This window comes from Apibacter sp. HY039, from assembly GCF_004023655.1.
GTDB classification, from domain to species: domain Bacteria; phylum Bacteroidota; class Bacteroidia; order Flavobacteriales; family Weeksellaceae; genus Apibacter; species Apibacter raozihei.
The window spans coordinates 285856-301514 of record NZ_SAYM01000002.1 but is presented as its reverse complement, the minus strand read 5'-3'; the positions used below and the strand labels follow the sequence as shown (position 1 = coordinate 301514).

12 protein-coding genes are annotated in these 15659 nt (G+C 32.9%); 10 read left to right on the top strand and 2 right to left on the bottom strand.

Translation table 11 applies throughout. The features are described 5' to 3' along the window. The first annotated feature begins 12 nt into the window (after positions 1–12). From EQ921_RS05365 to rpsA, 8 genes are all read left to right on the top strand, one after another. Complete coding sequence (locus EQ921_RS05365) at positions 13–1491, top strand: anion permease (protein WP_128330879.1); 1479 nt, start codon at positions 13–15, stop codon at positions 1489–1491. Positions 1492–1507: 16 nt separating this feature from the next. Next, entirely contained in the window at positions 1508–2566 is a 1059-nt protein-coding gene (gene citC / locus EQ921_RS05360) for a [citrate (pro-3S)-lyase] ligase (protein WP_128330878.1), read from the top strand. Next, positions 2557–2844: a citrate lyase acyl carrier protein gene (gene citD, locus EQ921_RS05355; protein ID WP_128153162.1), complete on the top strand. Its 288-nt coding sequence runs from the start codon at positions 2557–2559 to the stop codon at positions 2842–2844. The genes citC and citD overlap by 10 nt, the downstream gene beginning before the upstream one ends. Continuing rightward, positions 2826–3719: a citrate (pro-3S)-lyase subunit beta gene (gene citE / locus EQ921_RS05350; RefSeq protein WP_221410471.1), complete on the top strand. Its 894-nt coding sequence runs from the start codon at positions 2826–2828 to the stop codon at positions 3717–3719. Before citD ends, citE begins: the two co-directional genes overlap by 19 nt. Positions 3720–3731: 12 nt before the next feature. Beyond that, complete coding sequence (gene citF, locus EQ921_RS05345) at positions 3732–5237, top strand: citrate lyase subunit alpha (protein ID WP_128153161.1); 1506 nt, start codon at positions 3732–3734, stop codon at positions 5235–5237. A 1-nt stretch (position 5238) separates the two neighbouring features. Next, a complete protein-coding gene (citG, locus tag EQ921_RS05340; protein WP_128330877.1) occupies positions 5239–6642 on the top strand; it encodes a triphosphoribosyl-dephospho-CoA synthase CitG in 1404 nt (467 codons plus the stop codon). Positions 6643–6658: 16 nt separating this feature from the next. Next, positions 6659–7792, top strand: coding sequence for a 2-methylaconitate cis-trans isomerase PrpF family protein (locus EQ921_RS05335; protein ID WP_128330876.1), 1134 nt, complete (start codon positions 6659–6661; stop codon positions 7790–7792). Positions 7793–8368: 576 nt separating this feature from the next. Then, positions 8369–10162 (top strand): 30S ribosomal protein S1, encoded by a 1794-nt coding sequence (rpsA, locus tag EQ921_RS05330; RefSeq protein WP_128153158.1) that lies wholly within the window; start codon positions 8369–8371, stop codon positions 10160–10162. 66 nt (positions 10163–10228) lie between these two features. Here rpsA and EQ921_RS05325 read toward each other — a convergent pair whose 3' ends face one another. Continuing rightward, complete coding sequence (locus EQ921_RS05325) at positions 10229–11440, bottom strand: M20 family metallopeptidase (protein ID WP_221410470.1); 1212 nt, start codon at positions 11438–11440, stop codon at positions 10229–10231. Positions 11441–11768: 328 nt separating this feature from the next. Here EQ921_RS05325 and EQ921_RS05320 point away from each other — a divergent pair, with 328 nt between their 5' ends. Next, positions 11769–12767, top strand: coding sequence for a 2-hydroxyacid dehydrogenase (locus tag EQ921_RS05320; RefSeq protein WP_128153157.1), 999 nt, complete (start codon positions 11769–11771; stop codon positions 12765–12767). A 175-nt stretch (positions 12768–12942) separates the two neighbouring features. After that, positions 12943–14061 carry a calcium:proton antiporter gene (locus tag EQ921_RS05315; RefSeq protein WP_128330875.1) on the top strand — a complete coding sequence of 373 codons (1119 nt, stop codon included), beginning with the start codon at positions 12943–12945 and terminating at the stop codon, positions 14059–14061. Positions 14062–14133: 72 nt separating this feature from the next. Here the strand turns inward: EQ921_RS05315 and purH are convergent, their stop codons facing one another. Further along, a complete protein-coding gene (purH, locus tag EQ921_RS05310; RefSeq protein ID WP_128330874.1) occupies positions 14134–15642 on the bottom strand; it encodes a bifunctional phosphoribosylaminoimidazolecarboxamide formyltransferase/IMP cyclohydrolase in 1509 nt (502 codons plus the stop codon). Positions 15643–15659 lie beyond the last annotated feature (17 nt).

The window sequence follows — 15659 nt, the reverse complement described above, 5'->3', positions numbered from 1 at the left end:
ATAACACAACAAATGGACAAATCAAAAATTATAAAACTTGGAGTTTTAATACTAATAGTTGTTATCACTTGTATAACTCCTAATCCCGAAGAATTACCTCCTATAGCGTGGAAATTATTTGGAGTTTACTTAGCAGCAATAGTAGGGTTAGTAATGAAGCCTTATAAAGAACCGGTTATTTTATTAGCAGCTATTGCAGTTTCTGCTATATTTATAGGTCTTTATAATAAAAATTTACTAGAAGGAGAAAAATCTCTTATTGAAATGAAAAAAGTATTAGGAGGATATGCTTCAACTACAACTTGGTTAGTATTCTCTGCTTTTTCTTTAAGTGTATCGTTTGTAATAACCGGATTAGGTAAAAGAATAGCCTATAATTTAATAGGTATGATAGGTAGTAGTACCTTAAAATTAGGATATGTAAATGTCTTTTTAGAATTATTACTTTCTCCTGCAATGCCTTCTAATACAGCAAGAGCAGGTGGTGTAATTACTCCTATATTTAATGGGGTTGCTGCAGCCTTAGGCTCTGATCCGGAAAAATCACCAGATAAAGCGGGTAAATATTTATTATTAAATGTTTATATGGTAACTAAAACTACCAGTTATATATTTTTAACAGCTATGGCTCCTAATGCATTAGCATTAAGTCTTTTACATCAAATAAATCCTGAGTTTAATTTATCATGGGTACAGTGGATGGTGTTCGCTTCGGTTCCCGGATTGTTATGTTTGTTTTTAACACCACTAGTTGTTTACAAGTTTTGTACACCCGAAATGAAAAAAGTAGACAATAAAACTATTGCGAAAAATGGATTGGAAGAATTAGGCCCAATGAGTACAAAAGAAATGATATTATGTGGAGTGTTTGTAGTTGCATTATTAGGATGGATTTTTGGAAAAATGATAGGAGTAGATTCTGCAGCTATAGCTCTTGCTGCAATGGCTATATTATTAATTACCAATGTAATTAGTTGGGATGATATCCTGAAAAGCAAAGGAGGATGGAGTACACTAGTTTGGTATGGTGGAATTATAGGTCTTTCCGGAGTATTAACTCAAGTAGATTTTTTCAAATGGCTAGGAGAAACATTAGCTGAAAAATTAGAATTTATAGCTCCATTCATGCAAGGCGGCGAAGGAATGGTAGGTATCGTAATAGTTTTAGCCATTAGCGTGGTAATCAGATATATTTTTGCATCTGGAGCCGCTTATGTAGCCGCTATGGTTTCAGTATTCGGATTATTAGGAGTAGCATTAAAATTACCATATGATATATTAGCTATAGGTATTTTATTCTCCAATGCTTATGGGGGATGTACAACTCATTATGGTGGAGCGGCTGCCCCTATCGTAATGGCCTGTGGTTATAACGATACCAAATCATGGTGGAAAGTAGGTAGTGTTGTAGGCTATGGAAGTTTAATTATACATTGTACCATAGGTATTCTTTGGTGGATGTTTTTAGTTAATTCAGGAATATTAAAATAGAATAAAATTTTAAGTTATGAGCAATTATAATTCTTATACAATTAGAAAAATAGAACTAAAACCACAAGGCGGAAATATAAAAAACATTAAAAAATTTTTGGAAAAAAATGATTTGGAAATAAGCCATGATATTCTATTCTTTATTACAATTGAAAAAAATGAAGCCATAATTGCTTGCGGAGGAATTTCAGAAGGTGGTATTATAAAATGTGTAGCCATAGATAAAAAGGAAAGAGGGAAAGGATTAGTACTTAAACTCATGACAGAACTTATCTACATAGGATATGACTTAGGTTACACAGAATTATTTTTATATACTAAACCCGAAAATGTAAAGATGTTTAAAGCCTGTGGATTTACCAAAATAGAAACAGTACCAGGATTGGTGGTTTTAATGGAAAATACACAAAACGGATTACTAAATTATTGTAAAAAATTAAAAGAAAACAGTAAAAATATAAAAGGAAAAAAAATAGGAAGCATTGTATTAAATACAAATCCATTTACACTAGGACATCAATATTTGATTGAAAAAGCGGCCTCAGAGTGTGATTGGGTACATATATTTATCGTAAAAGAAGATGCTTCCTATTTTTCTTACCGGGATAGATTTAATCTCGTAGCAGAAGGGGTGAAACATATAAAAAATATAACCTTGCATGAAGGTTCCCGATATATCATTTCACGAGCAACATTTCCAACTTATTTTCTTAAAGATGAAGATGTTGTGGAAAAAAGCTATTTAGAATTAGATTTGAAAATATTTAGACGTTTTATAGGTCCGGCTTTGCGCATTACACATAGGTTTGTCGGAAGTGAACCATTCTCAGGAGTAACGAATCAATATAACGAAGCCATGAAATACTGGTTGGAAAAAGACGATTCAAATTATCCAAAAATAACGGTAGATATTAAAGAACGTAAACTTTTACAGGATATTCCTATATCAGCATCCAGAGTGAGAGAGCTTTATTTTAAAGGAGATGTTGAGAACATAAAAAAATTGGTTCCTAAAGTAACCTATGAATATCTGCGAAACAGAAATAATAACACAAATAAACAACAATGGAAATAACAAAAGAAGCGGTTGTAGGAACACTGGAGTCCAGCGATGCAATGATACAGATTGCTCCTTGCGGAGAAATAGATATCACAATCAGCAGTTCAGTGGGAGCACAATTCAAAGAAGCAATTGAAAAAGTAATACAAGACACATTAGAAGAATTTAAAATAAAAAAAGCAAAAATTGTAGTTAAAGATAAAGGTGCTTTAGACTGTGTATTAAGAGCCAGAATGATTACCGCAATAACACGATCAACTAACGAAAAAATAGAATGGAAACAGCTAATATAAAATTAAGAAGAAGTATGTTGTTTGTTCCGGGGTCAAATGCCGCAATGATAAGCAACTCTTTTATATACAAACCGGATTCAGTCATGTTCGATCTGGAGGATTCCGTAGCCCTAAGAGAAAAAGACAGTGCAAGAATGTTGGTGTCTCAGGCTTTACAACATCCTTTTTATAAAGATATAGAAAAAGTAGTACGCGTTAATGCCTTAGATTCGGATTTTGGAGTAGATGATCTTAATGCAGTAGTACGATCCGGAACTGATGTCGTGCGTTTGCCTAAAACGGATTCTGCACAAGATGTGTTGGATATGGAAAAAGTAATAGAAGATATTGAAAAAGATTGTAATAGAGAGGTAGGAAGTACTAAAATGCTTGCAGCTGTAGAATCTGCATTAGGAATTTTAAATGCAAAAGAAATTGCCTTTTCAAGTCCAAGACTTATAGGAATAGCATTAGGTGCAGAAGATTATGTAAAAGATTTAAAAACAGAAAGATCTCCGGATGGAATAGAATTGTTGTTTGCTAGAAGTACCATTTTACATGCTGCAAGAGCTGCGGGAATAATGGCATTTGATACAGTATTCTCAGATGCAAACGATGAAGAAACGTTTTTAAAGGAAGCAGCACTTATTAAACAATTAGGATTCGACGGTAAATCTTTGGTTAATCCAAGACAAATTGAACTTCTTCATAACTTATATGCCCCAACGCAAAAAGAAGTAGATTTTGCAAAAAAAGTAATTGAAGCTTCTGACGAAGCAGTACAAAAAGGTTCCGGAGTAGTATCTCTGAACGGTAAAATGGTTGATGCTCCCATAATTGAAAGAGCCCAACTGGTTTTACAACGAGCTAAATTATCAGGAGTCAGAGAATTATAATAAAGTACAAAAATGGATCAGAAAGAACGAATTTTAACCTATTTGGATACTCATAAAGATTTATCCATAGAAGAATATCATAAAATCAGTAAGTTAGACCTATTCGAAACAATTGCAAGCGATAGGAAAATATGTCAATCAATAGAACAGGCTATTGAAAAAAGTGGTTTACAAGACGGAATGACCATATCTTTCCATCATGCTTTCAGAAATGGAGATTTTGTAATTAACAGAGTAATGGAAGTAATTGCAAAAAAAGGATTTAAGAACCTTACCTTGGCCTCCAGCTCATTAAATAGTTGTAACGCCCCTTTAGTAGAATATATTAAACAAGGAGTAATCACAAAAATTTATACATCAGGAATAAGAGGAGAGCTGGCAGAACAAATATCAAGAGGTATTTTGAAAGAGCCGGTAAATATACATTCTCACGGAGGAAGAGTTCACCTTATAAAATCAGGAGAAATTAACATCGATGTTGCATTTTTAGGAGTTCCGGTATGTGATGACTACGGAAATGCGACCGGAGTAGGGTTTTGTGGTTCTCTGGGTTACGCTAAAACAGATGCCCAGTATGCTAAAAAGGTGGTAATGCTTACAGAAAAAATAGCACCCTATCCATTTAATCCCGGAAGCATAGCACAAGACGAAGTAGATTACATAGTAAAAGTAGACCAGGTAGGAGATCCGGATAAAATCGGAGCGGACGCAACCAGAATGACAACTAATCCTAGAGAACTTTTAATAGCAAGGAAAGCAGCTGAAGTTATATTTCATTCAGGATATTTTAAAGATGGATTTTCCTTACAAACCGGTACAGGAGGAGCTTCATTAGCAGTAACCAGATTTTTGGAAAATAAGATGCAATCTCAAAATATTACAGCTGCATTTGCTTTAGGAGGAATCACTTCCAGCATGGTGAAATTACATGAAGCAGGATTAATCAAAAAGCTTTTGGATGTACAAAGCTTTGATAAAGATGCAGCACGCTCCATAGCTGTCAATCCAAATCATATAGAGATAAGTGCAAATAAATATGCAAATTACAGTTCTAAAGGAGCTTCAGTAGAGCGTTTGGATATAGTGATATTAAGTGCCTTGGAAATAGATGTTAATTTCAACGTTAATGTTTTAACAGGATCGGACGGGGTGATACGTGGGGCTTCAGGCGGGCACAGTGACACAGCTGCCTCAGCACATTTATCAATAATTGTAGCACCATTGGTAAGAGGAAGAATTCCTACCGTAGTAGAAAATGTTTTAACTTGTGTAACACCAGGAGACAATATAGATATATTAGTTACAGATCATGGAGTTGCTGTAAATCCCCAAAGGCCAGATATAAAAGAAAAACTTGAAAAGGCCGGAATTGAACTGTTTACCATACGGCAGTTACACGAAAGAGCCATTAGTCTTACCGGAAAGCCAAAACCTATCGAATTTACTGATAAACCGGTAGCTGTGGTAAGGTACAGAGATGGACATGTAATAGATACGGTTTTTCAAATTAAAGAATAAAGTGGAAGATTTCGAGAAAGAATTTAACCAATTAAAATCTTCTGATTGTTTTTTAGGAAAACAAGTTGAATTAATAGAATTACTTGATTCCCGTGAAAAAAAACAATTCATACAACAGGAATGCTTGCAAAAGCATTCTTGTTCTTTACTATCATTAAGTTTGGTTTCACCGGGAGGAGTAAAAAAAAATCATCTTTTTGACTATATTTTCCAAAGAGCCTTGGAAGAAATTGATACATGGTTTGAACAAAATACTATTGAAATTTATTCTCAGCAGATACATAGAGAAAACACAGGTCATTTTGCTGTTTATGCAGTTAAAACAAAAGCAGATAATCTGAAAAAATTAATGATAGATTTGGAAGAATCTTCAAATTTAGCAAGATTATGGGATGCTGATGTATTAAATGAGAAAGGTGAAATAATATCCAGAACAGAATTAGGTTCCAGCCCCAGAAGATGTTTGATATGTGAAAAAGAAGCAAAGATATGTGCAAGAAACAGGACTCATACACTGGAAGATATCTTGATTACCATGCAAAAATTGGTTTTAGAAGATGCTTTTGCGAATATGATTATGAATTTAGCAGCAAAAGCATTAGAAAAAGAGGTTTTACTAACACCTAAGCCAGGATTGGTTGATAAAAGAAATAACGGCTCACATAAAGATATGGACTTGCCTATGTTTCATCGAAGTATTCAGGCAATTAAACCCTATTTAAAAGATTTTGTGTCAAAAGGAATGGCATTACAAAACGAAGAAAAAGATAAAATTCTTGAACAGATTCGTCCTATAGGAATCGAAGCTGAAAAAAAAATGTTTCAGGCCACGCAGGGAGTAAATACTCATAAAGGAAGTATATTTTCATTAGGATTAGTGTGTACAGCATTAGGATATCTATACAAAAAAGAGAGTGTATCAATTACTGAAGTTTGTAAATTAGTGTCTGAAATTACTCAAAATATAGAAAAGGAACTAGAGGTAAACGAAGAATCTACAGCAGGAATAAAAACATATAAAAAATACAAATTCAAAGGAGCCAGAGGTGAGGCAGCTTCCGGTTTTCAGACCGTAGTCAGTATCTCATTACCCATATTTGAAAAATTTAATTTTCTGGGTGATGATTTTAGCTTATTTTTAGCTCTGATTTCATTAATGTCAGAAAATAATGATACTAATATTGTTAACAGAGGAGGAGTAGAGGCCTTACAATGGATAAAGGACTATGCCGGCAAAATGATGAGAGATTCAAAAATCTATGAAAATGAAAAATATTTTTTACAGCAATTGGAAGAGTTTGATGATGAATGTATAAATAGAAATCTTAGTCCGGGAGGTAGTGCCGATTTATTATCACTTACCTGGTTTTTCTATTATATAAAAAAATTACAAAGTTTTAAATAATTCAAAATCATAAAAAATGAAAAAAATTAATTGTATTTGGATGAGAGGAGGTACCAGTAAAGGAGGGTGTTTTCTTGAAAATGATTTACCTGAAAGTATTGAAGAACAAGACCATATATTGACAGCTATATACGGTGGAAATGATCCTACCGGTAAGCAGTTTAACGGCATGGGCGGAGCAACCTCCACCACCAGCAAAGCAGTGATCGTTAAAAAACGAAACGGAGAAAAAAATGCTGTGAATTATACATTTGCTCAGGTTGATATAACAACCAGCTTAGTAGATCGTAAAGGAAACTGTGGAAATATGTCAGCCGCAGTAGCTCCCTTTGCTATAGAAATGGGATTAATAGATGATGTTCAGGAACCTATTACACAGGTTTCTATTTTTAATACCAATACAAGTAAAATAATTATAGCACATTTGCCGGTAAAAGATGGAAAAGTGGTATATGAAGGTAATTATGCCATTTCAGGAGTGCCAGGAACTGCCTCTAAAATACAATTAGATTTTCTGGAACCCGGAGGTGCTGTAACTAAAAAGCTGCTACCTACAGGAAATGTTATAGATGTTTTATCAACTCCGGATTACGGAGATTTTGAAGTTTCTATAGTTGATGCAGCTAACCCATTGGTTTTTGTCTGGGCGAAAGATTTAGGATTAACAGGAAGCGAACAACCGCTGGATATAGATTCAAATCCTGAATTATTGAAAAAAATGTTAAGTATTAGAGAAGCAGCTTCCGTAAAAATGGGACTAACTACATCTATAGAAGAAGCAAAAAAAATACCTGCAATACCTAAGTTTTGCTTTGTTGCAGAAGCAGCAGATTACAAAGCCAGTAATGGAGAAACAATTAAAAAAGATCAGATAGACCTACAGGCGCGTATGCTTTCAATGGGAAAATTGCATCCTAATTATGCAATAACAGGAGGAATATGTACAGGAGTGGCAGCCAAAATTCCGGGAACAATTGTTAATCAGATTATCGGAAAAGCCAGCGAACAGGAGGAAATACGTATAGGACATTGTGGCGGTTTACTATCAGTAGGTGCTAAAGTTGCTGAAGAAGACGGGCAGGTAAAAGCACTGTTAGGAACTGTTTTCAGAACAGTTAAGAAACTTATGAAAGGAGAGGTATATTGGTAAATCTTTGATATTTATTAATCCTTTCATTTAAATTTTTCATATAATTCATTATCAAAATAGATCACATTAAAAATATATTAACTATAACTCCAAATCCCACTTTAAATTTATGAAATAGTGGGATTTTTTTTGTATTAGGATCAACCATACTCATAAGTTTATATTTTTCTACATAATTTAATTCAAACCTCTGTTTTACTAGGTTAAATTTTTATTACAATATAGTTTTAAAATATTTTAAAGTTATTTAATAATGTATTATAAATTTAACATTTATCTTTATAATTTAAAATATTGCGTAATAATTTGTTTGAAAATCAACGAGTAAAAGATAAAATGATTTAGCTTAAATATTTAATTATTAATAATTAAATTAGAATAGCCTTAACTTTTAGAATATCAGTAAAAAAGAGGTGTAATAAATTTTAAAACTATAAATTTTTTATTATATTTGCGCTTCGATTTTGGCGACTAGAAGAAAATCGAAATAACTTTAAGTATAACCACTTTCAAACAAACAATTTCGCCTTTTATTCTTAATTGACCTTGGTTGAAATACAATTTAAATTAAACAATATGTCTGAAGAGACTAAAAACCTAGTAGAAGAACAAGAGGTTCTTCAAAATGCCAATGTGGCTCCTGAACAATTTGATTGGGATTCTTTTGAATCTGGCCTTGACGCTGAAGATAGAAAAGAAAAATCAGAATTAGAAAAAATGTATGATACTTCTTTACAGGAACTTGATGAAAATCAGGTTTTCAAAGGTAAGGTAGTTCGTATTACCGATAAGGAAGCTATCGTTGACATAAACTTTAAATCCGAAGGAGTAATTTCCTTAAATGAGTTCCGTTATAATCCTAACTTAAAAGTTGGTGATGAAGTTGAAGTAATGGTTGCTCAAAGAGAAGACAAAACAGGACAATTACAACTTTCTCACAGAAAAGCAAGAATGCTTAAAGCTTGGGATAGAGTTAATGAGCTTCACGAAACCGGAGAAATTGTTGAAGGTTATGTGAAATCAAGAACTAAAGGAGGTATGATTGTAGACGTATTTGGAATCGAAGCATTCTTACCAGGTTCTCAGATTGATGTAAAACCAATTAGAGATTACGATCAATTTGTAGGAAAAACTATGGAATTCAAGATTGTGAAAATAAACCATGAGTTCAAAAACGTAGTTGTTTCTCACAAAGCATTAATCGAAGCTGACATCGAAGATCAGAAAAAAGAAATTATCGGTCAATTAGAAAAAGGTCAGGTATTAGAAGGTGTTGTTAAAAACATTACTTCTTACGGTGTATTCATCGACCTTGGAGGTGTTGACGGACTTATCCATATCACAGATCTATCATGGAGCAGAATTAATCATCCATCTGAAGTAGTACAATTAGATCAGAAAGTTAACGTGGTAATCCTTGATTTTGATGATCAAAAATCAAGAATTCAGTTAGGTATGAAACAATTGGAACCACATCCATGGGATGCTTTAGATTCAAGCTTACAGGTTGGAGACAAAATCAAAGGAAAAGTAGTTGTTTTAGCTGATTATGGTGCTTTTGTAGAAGTAGCTCCAGGTGTTGAAGGATTAATTCACGTTTCTGAAATGTCTTGGTCTACTCACTTAAGATCTGCACAAGATTTCGTACAAATCGGTGATGAAGTAGAATGTGTAATTCTTACTTTAGATAAAGAAGAAAGAAAAATGTCTTTAGGTATGAAGCAGCTTACTCCAGACCCTTGGACAGACATTACTGCTAAATATCCTGTAGGTTCTAAACATAAAGGAACTGTTAGAAATTTCACAAACTTTGGAGTTTTCGTAGAATTAGAAGCAGGTGTTGATGGATTAATTTATATCTCTGATCTTTCATGGACTAAAAAAATCAAACATCCGTCTGAATTCTGTTCAGTAGGAGATGTATTAGATGTTGTAGTTTTAGAACTTGATACAGATGCAAGAAGACTAAGCTTAGGTCACAAACAATTAACTGATAACCCTTGGGATAAATACGAAGTTAAATATGCTGAAGGAACTGTACACACAGGAAAAGTAATTCAGTTGTTTGATAAAGGAGCTACTGTTCAGTTTGAAGATGCTGAAGTAGAAGGATTCTGTCCTTCAAGATTATTAGAGAAAGAAGATGGATCTAAAATCAAAAAAGGAGACGATGCTGAATTCAAAGTAATTGAATTTAACAAAGAATTCAAAAGAGTAGTTGTTTCTCATACTGGAACTTTCCGTGAAGAAGAGAGCAGAGAAGAAACTGAAAAACAAGTTAAGTCTCAAAACCAAAGCGTTGAAAAATCAACCTTAGGTGATTTAGACGAATTACAAGAATTAAAAAGAAAAATGGAAGAAGGAGAATAATCTTTCTGAAGTTTGATAAAATAATTCATAAAAAGAGCCGCTTATGCGGCTCTTTTACTATTAAATTTATTGATTTAGAAAATCAAGGATAATCTGAACTTCAGTTTTAATACCATTAAGAAAAGCACTTTCATCAATAGTAAATTTTGAATTATGATTAACAGCATCATTACCCACTCCAAGTAAGACAAAACAAACAGGAGCTATTTTTTTATAATAAGAAAAATCCTCACTGGCTGTAATAGAGGGAGAATCAACAACATTATCTAATCCTGTCGCCTTAATAGCGCTGGCTTTGGCTAAAGCATTTAGTTTTTCATCATTATATATAGGTGGATAACCTAAAACATAATCCAGTTGATAGCTTGCATTGTTAGTTTTTATTGTATTTTCAACTATGGATTTAATACGTGTTTCCATTAACTTTCTTGTTTCAGGATCAGTCGTTCGGATCGTAGCTGCCAGTTCAGCCCTTTCAGGAATGACATTAGGAGCATTTCCTGATTGAAATTTTCCAACCGTAAGAACAGCTAAATTTCCAGGCTGTACATTTCTGGAAACAATAGTTTGTAAATTATTTACCAGCTCAGCCCCTGTAACGATAGGGTCAACACCTAGATGGGGCATGGAACCATGAGAACTTTTACCAGTGATTGTAAGGAAAAAGCTGTCTGAGGCAGTAGAGGCAGGCCCGTTAGGCAAAATACCAATGATTCCTACAGGAAGAGGCATAACATGTAGTCCGAAAAAAGCCTCAATAGAATCAAGTTCACCGGTTTTAATCATATCTAAAGCTCCTCCGGGAATTTTTTCTTCTGCATGTTGGAATATAAATATAACAGTACCTTTTAAATTTTTTTGCATTTTAGAAAGCGTATAAGCTGTTCCAAGCAACATAGCTGTATGAGAATCGTGACCGCAGGCATGACTCACATTTGCATTTACAGAGGCATAAGGTAAACCTGTTTCTTCCTGAATAGGTAAGGCATCCATATCAGCTCGGAAAGCAACAGTTTTTCCGGGAGAATTTCCTTTTAAAATACCAATGACACTGGTTTTTGTAATTTGTTTCACCTGAATATTTCCAAAACTCTTCAATACATCTGCCACATATTTACTGGTTTTGTTTTCCTGAAATGAAAGTTCAGGATTTTGATGAATATGTCTTCTCCATTCTATAACCTTAGTCATAGGTATGGAGTTCTGCCATAAAGTATTATCTTGCCCGAAGCCATATTGAGATAATACCGATAAGGTGAGTAATATAAGTTTTTTCATAAATTGATTTTTTTGAATAAGTAAATTATATGGACTAAAGATAATAAAAAAATAAAATAAGATAAATTAAAATTATTTACACTAGGTAAAAGTATATTTTGAGTCAATTTATTTTCAAAGTAAAAAAAATATTTACATGACATAAGTAATAATAAAATTGGTAGAATGTTTAATGATAAAAAATTACAACCATAAGTTTTAAACAAAATTATATGTATAGTTGACTGAAGATAATTACAAATAATATATATATGATTATGTTTACCTTATATACTTTTTGTAATTTTACTTGAAATACTATTTGACACTTAAAATAAAAAATAAAATAATGAAAGTCTCTTTTTTTTCAACCCAACCTTACGATATAAAATTTTTTAATGCATGTAATGAAAACTTTAATTTTGAATTGGAATATTTTGAAGCTAATCTTGACGAACATACAGTTAATATTTTAGAAGATGCAGAAGCTATTTGTGTTTTTGTTAATGATAAAATTAATAAAGAGGTAATAAAAAAATTAGTTAAGAAAGGAGTTAAATATATAGCCCTTAGAAACGCAGGATTTAATAATGTAGATTTGGAAGCCGCTAAAGAGTACGGATTAAGAGTGTGCAGAGTACCGGCATATTCACCGGAAGCGGTAGCAGAACATACCTTGGCTATGTTGTTGACTTTAAATAGAAAGACACATAAAGCTTATAATAGGGTGAGAGAACAAAATTTTTCATTAAACGGATTACTAGGTACCAATATTTTTAAAAAAACGGTTGGAGTTATTGGAACCGGAAATATAGGAAGAGTATTTTGCAGAACGATAAAGGCATTAGGCACAAAAGTTTTAGCGTATGATCTATATCCGAATGAAGAATTAAAAAAAGAAGGTTTTGAATACGTAGCACTGGATGAATTATTAAAACAATCCGATATTATATCTTTACACTGTCCGTTAACTCCCGAAACTCATCACATAATCAATAAAGATACTATTGAACTTATGAAGAAAGGAGTGTATTTAATTAATACAAGTAGAGGAGGGTTAATTGATACCCGCGCTATTATCGAAGGTTTGAAAACAAAAAAAATAGGAGCATTAGGTATCGATGTATATGAACAGGAAGAAAAACTGTTTTTTAGGGATTTATCGGAAACTATCATCGAAGACGATACCATTCAATTGTTACTTTCATTCCCTAATGTTTTAGTAACGGCGCATCAGGCATTTTTTACCGAAGAAGCCTTAAGCCAGATTGCTTTAGTAACTTTAGATAATCTTAAACAATTAGAAGAAACGAAAACTATTGAAAACAAAGCTGCACAATTAGTTTAATCATTTTAAGCAACTAATTATTACTTAACACTAAATATTGACAAATACTGATAGGAATTAGTAAATCATATAAATTAAATTAAAATTATTTATTAAGAAATAAGTATTTACTTAATCATTAGAAAATTTGTTATCTTAAATCTAAACTATTTAACACTTTATTAGAGGAATTATTATGGAATATAATAAATTTTTATCAGAAAAACTAAATATAAAATTACCGTTGTGGACCTTGTTTTTTCCGGTTATAGCTGTATTTACTTTATTTATTAAAGGCACGTTTACTGAAAATACTTTTTATCTTATTTTTTTAGGAGTTATATTAATTACAGCAGTTTTATCTGCCGTTCATCATGCAGAGGTAATAGCTCATAAGGTAGGAGAGCCTTTCGGAACAATCATTTTAGCAGTAGCCATTGCAGTCATAGAAGTATCACTTATTGTATCATTAATGATGTCAGAAGGAAACGAACAGCCTTCAGCGCTGGCTAGAGATACCGTTTTTGCAGCTATCATGATTATATTAACAGGTATAATAGGACTATGTCTTTGGTCTGGAGGATATAAGTACAAACAACAAGACTATAGACAACAAGGTGTTAGTGCAGCACTGATTACCTTAATAGCTATATCTATGCTAACACTGGTTTTACCCAATTATACAACAACTGAAGCCGGAAGTGTATATTCTGATAAACAATTAATTTTTGTGGCAATTATTTCTTTGGTTTTATATGGAGGTTTTATATCCATGCAAACTATAAGACACAGGGATTTTTTCTTACCAAAAAAAGAAGATATAAATCACGATGAATCAGAGCATGCAGATCCCCCCTCATTACCCACAACAATTACCAGCCTAATCTTGCTCATATTGGCATTAGTAGCAGTGGTACTATTATCAAAAAAATTGTCTCCGGCCATAGAAAGCATGGTTATAGAAATGGGTGCACCTATGAGTTTAGTAGGTATAATCATAGCTGCAGTTATTCTATTGCCCGAAGGTATGGCGGCCTGGAGGGCAGCACAGAATAACAGATTGCAGACTAGTTTGAACTTAGCTTTAGGATCTGCTTTAGCAAGTATAGGGCTAACCATTCCTGCAGTAGCAATAGTATCCTATTTCACCGGAATGACGGTTACCTTGGGAATTGATGCAAAATCAACTTTACTGTTAATTTTATCATTGTTTACCGTTTATTCTTCCCTGCACTCAGGAAAAACCAACATACTTCAGGGAATTGTATTACTGGTAATTTTTGCTACGTATTTATTTACGACTATTGTACCTTAAAAAACGAAATATTAATTATAAACAAAAAAGGTATTCAATTGAATACCTTTTTTTATTTTAAATATAAAATTATTAATGTTTAAAATGTCTCACACCAGTAAATATCATAGGAATATTATGCTCATTACAGGCATCTATACTTTCCTGATCTCTCATTGAGCCACCTGGTTGAATTATAGCTTTTATACCATTGGCAGCAGAAACATCCACAACATCTCTGAAAGGGAAAAAAGCGTCAGAAGCCAGAATTAAATCAGATTGTGTTTTACTTTTAGCTCTTTCAATAGCTTGTTCAGCAGCCCAGATTCTGTTAGTTTGTCCTGAACCAATACCTAGGGCTTGTTGTCCTGAAGCTACAACAATTGCATTAGATTTAGCATGTTTAACAATTTTTTGAGCAAAAATTAAATCTTTCATTAATTCCTTTTTCGGAGCCAGTTCGGTGACTTTTTCAAAATTGCTGGAAAAAGCATTGTCTGTATCCTGTACAAGTAAACCTCCATCAACCTTAACAAATTCAACGGAGTCTGATACCGGATTGTTAACTTTTATAATTCTAAGATTTTTTTTAGTAGCGAACACTTGTAAAGCTTCGGAATCAAATGAAGGAGCGATAACTATTTCCAAAAAAGTAGGAGCCAGTAACTCAGCAGTCTTTTTATTGACTTCTGTATTGAATGCAACTATACCTCCAAAAATTGATACCGGATCGCAGTCATAAGTTTTTTGATAAGCTTCAGAAACAGAATTTCCGAGGGCAACTCCACAAGGCGTTGAATGTTTTACAGCACAGCAGGCAATTTCAGAAAATTCGTTAACAACTTTATAGGCCATATCCATATCTCTGAAGTTATTAAAAGAAAGTTCTTTGCCTTGCAGCTGTTCAAAGTCTTTCATAGCTCCGTTTTTAGTTTTATCAACGTAAAACGCCGCTTTTTGATGCGGATTTTCTCCATATCTTAAATCTTCAACTTTTTCATAAGAAACATTTAAGTATTGAGGATAATCATCCTGAAGTATGTAGGAAGAAATAGCAGCATCATAAGCAGATGTAAGGTTGAAAACTTTTCCAGCAAGCTTTTTTCTTGTTTCAAAAGTAGTATCACCTAATTCAGTAATTTCCTGAATAATTAAATCATAATCCTCTACCTGAGAAATTACGGTAACTGACTTAAAATTTTTAGCAGCTGATCGTAGCATAGAAGGCCCTCCGATATCTATGAATTCAATCATTTCCGGTTCAGAAAGACCAGTATTCATCTTTTCGAAAAAAGGATAAAGATTTACAACTACCAGATCTATTGTCTGTATCTGATGTTCAGCAATAGTTTTTAAATGATTTTCATTATCACGTAATGCCAGTATTCCTCCATGTATATTAGGATGCAGTGTTTTTACTCTTCCGTCAAGCATTTCCGGAAAATGAGTAACCTCATCAATTTCAATAACATTTACACCATTGTTCTGAAGATGCTTATAAGTACCTCCGGTAGAAATAATTTCATATCCCTTAGATATAAGGAATTTCGAAAATTCAATCAGATTTGATTTATCTGATACGCTTATTAAAGCTCTTTTCATGAATTTGAATTTTTATT

What these genes read in the sequence shown, in the direction of transcription:
- EQ921_RS05365 (WP_128330879.1), top strand. Translation starts at nt 13, where the DNA reads ATGGACAAATCAAAAATTATAAAACTTGGAGTTTTAATACTAATAGTT.
- citC (WP_128330878.1), top strand. Translation starts at nt 1,508, where the DNA reads ATGAGCAATTATAATTCTTATACAATTAGAAAAATAGAACTAAAACCA.
- citD (WP_128153162.1), top strand. Translation starts at nt 2,557, where the DNA reads ATGGAAATAACAAAAGAAGCGGTTGTAGGAACACTGGAGTCCAGCGAT.
- citE (WP_221410471.1), top strand. Translation starts at nt 2,826, where the DNA reads ATGGAAACAGCTAATATAAAATTAAGAAGAAGTATGTTGTTTGTTCCG.
- citF (WP_128153161.1), top strand. Translation starts at nt 3,732, where the DNA reads ATGGATCAGAAAGAACGAATTTTAACCTATTTGGATACTCATAAAGAT.
- EQ921_RS05335 (WP_128330876.1), top strand. Translation starts at nt 6,659, where the DNA reads ATGAAAAAAATTAATTGTATTTGGATGAGAGGAGGTACCAGTAAAGGA.
- rpsA (WP_128153158.1), top strand. Translation starts at nt 8,369, where the DNA reads ATGTCTGAAGAGACTAAAAACCTAGTAGAAGAACAAGAGGTTCTTCAA.
- EQ921_RS05325 (WP_221410470.1), bottom strand. Translation starts at nt 11,440, where the DNA reads ATGAAAAAACTTATATTACTCACCTTATCGGTATTATCTCAATATGGC.
- EQ921_RS05320 (WP_128153157.1), top strand. Translation starts at nt 11,769, where the DNA reads ATGAAAGTCTCTTTTTTTTCAACCCAACCTTACGATATAAAATTTTTT.
- EQ921_RS05315 (WP_128330875.1), top strand. Translation starts at nt 12,943, where the DNA reads ATGGAATATAATAAATTTTTATCAGAAAAACTAAATATAAAATTACCG.
- purH (WP_128330874.1), bottom strand. Translation starts at nt 15,642, where the DNA reads ATGAAAAGAGCTTTAATAAGCGTATCAGATAAATCAAATCTGATTGAA.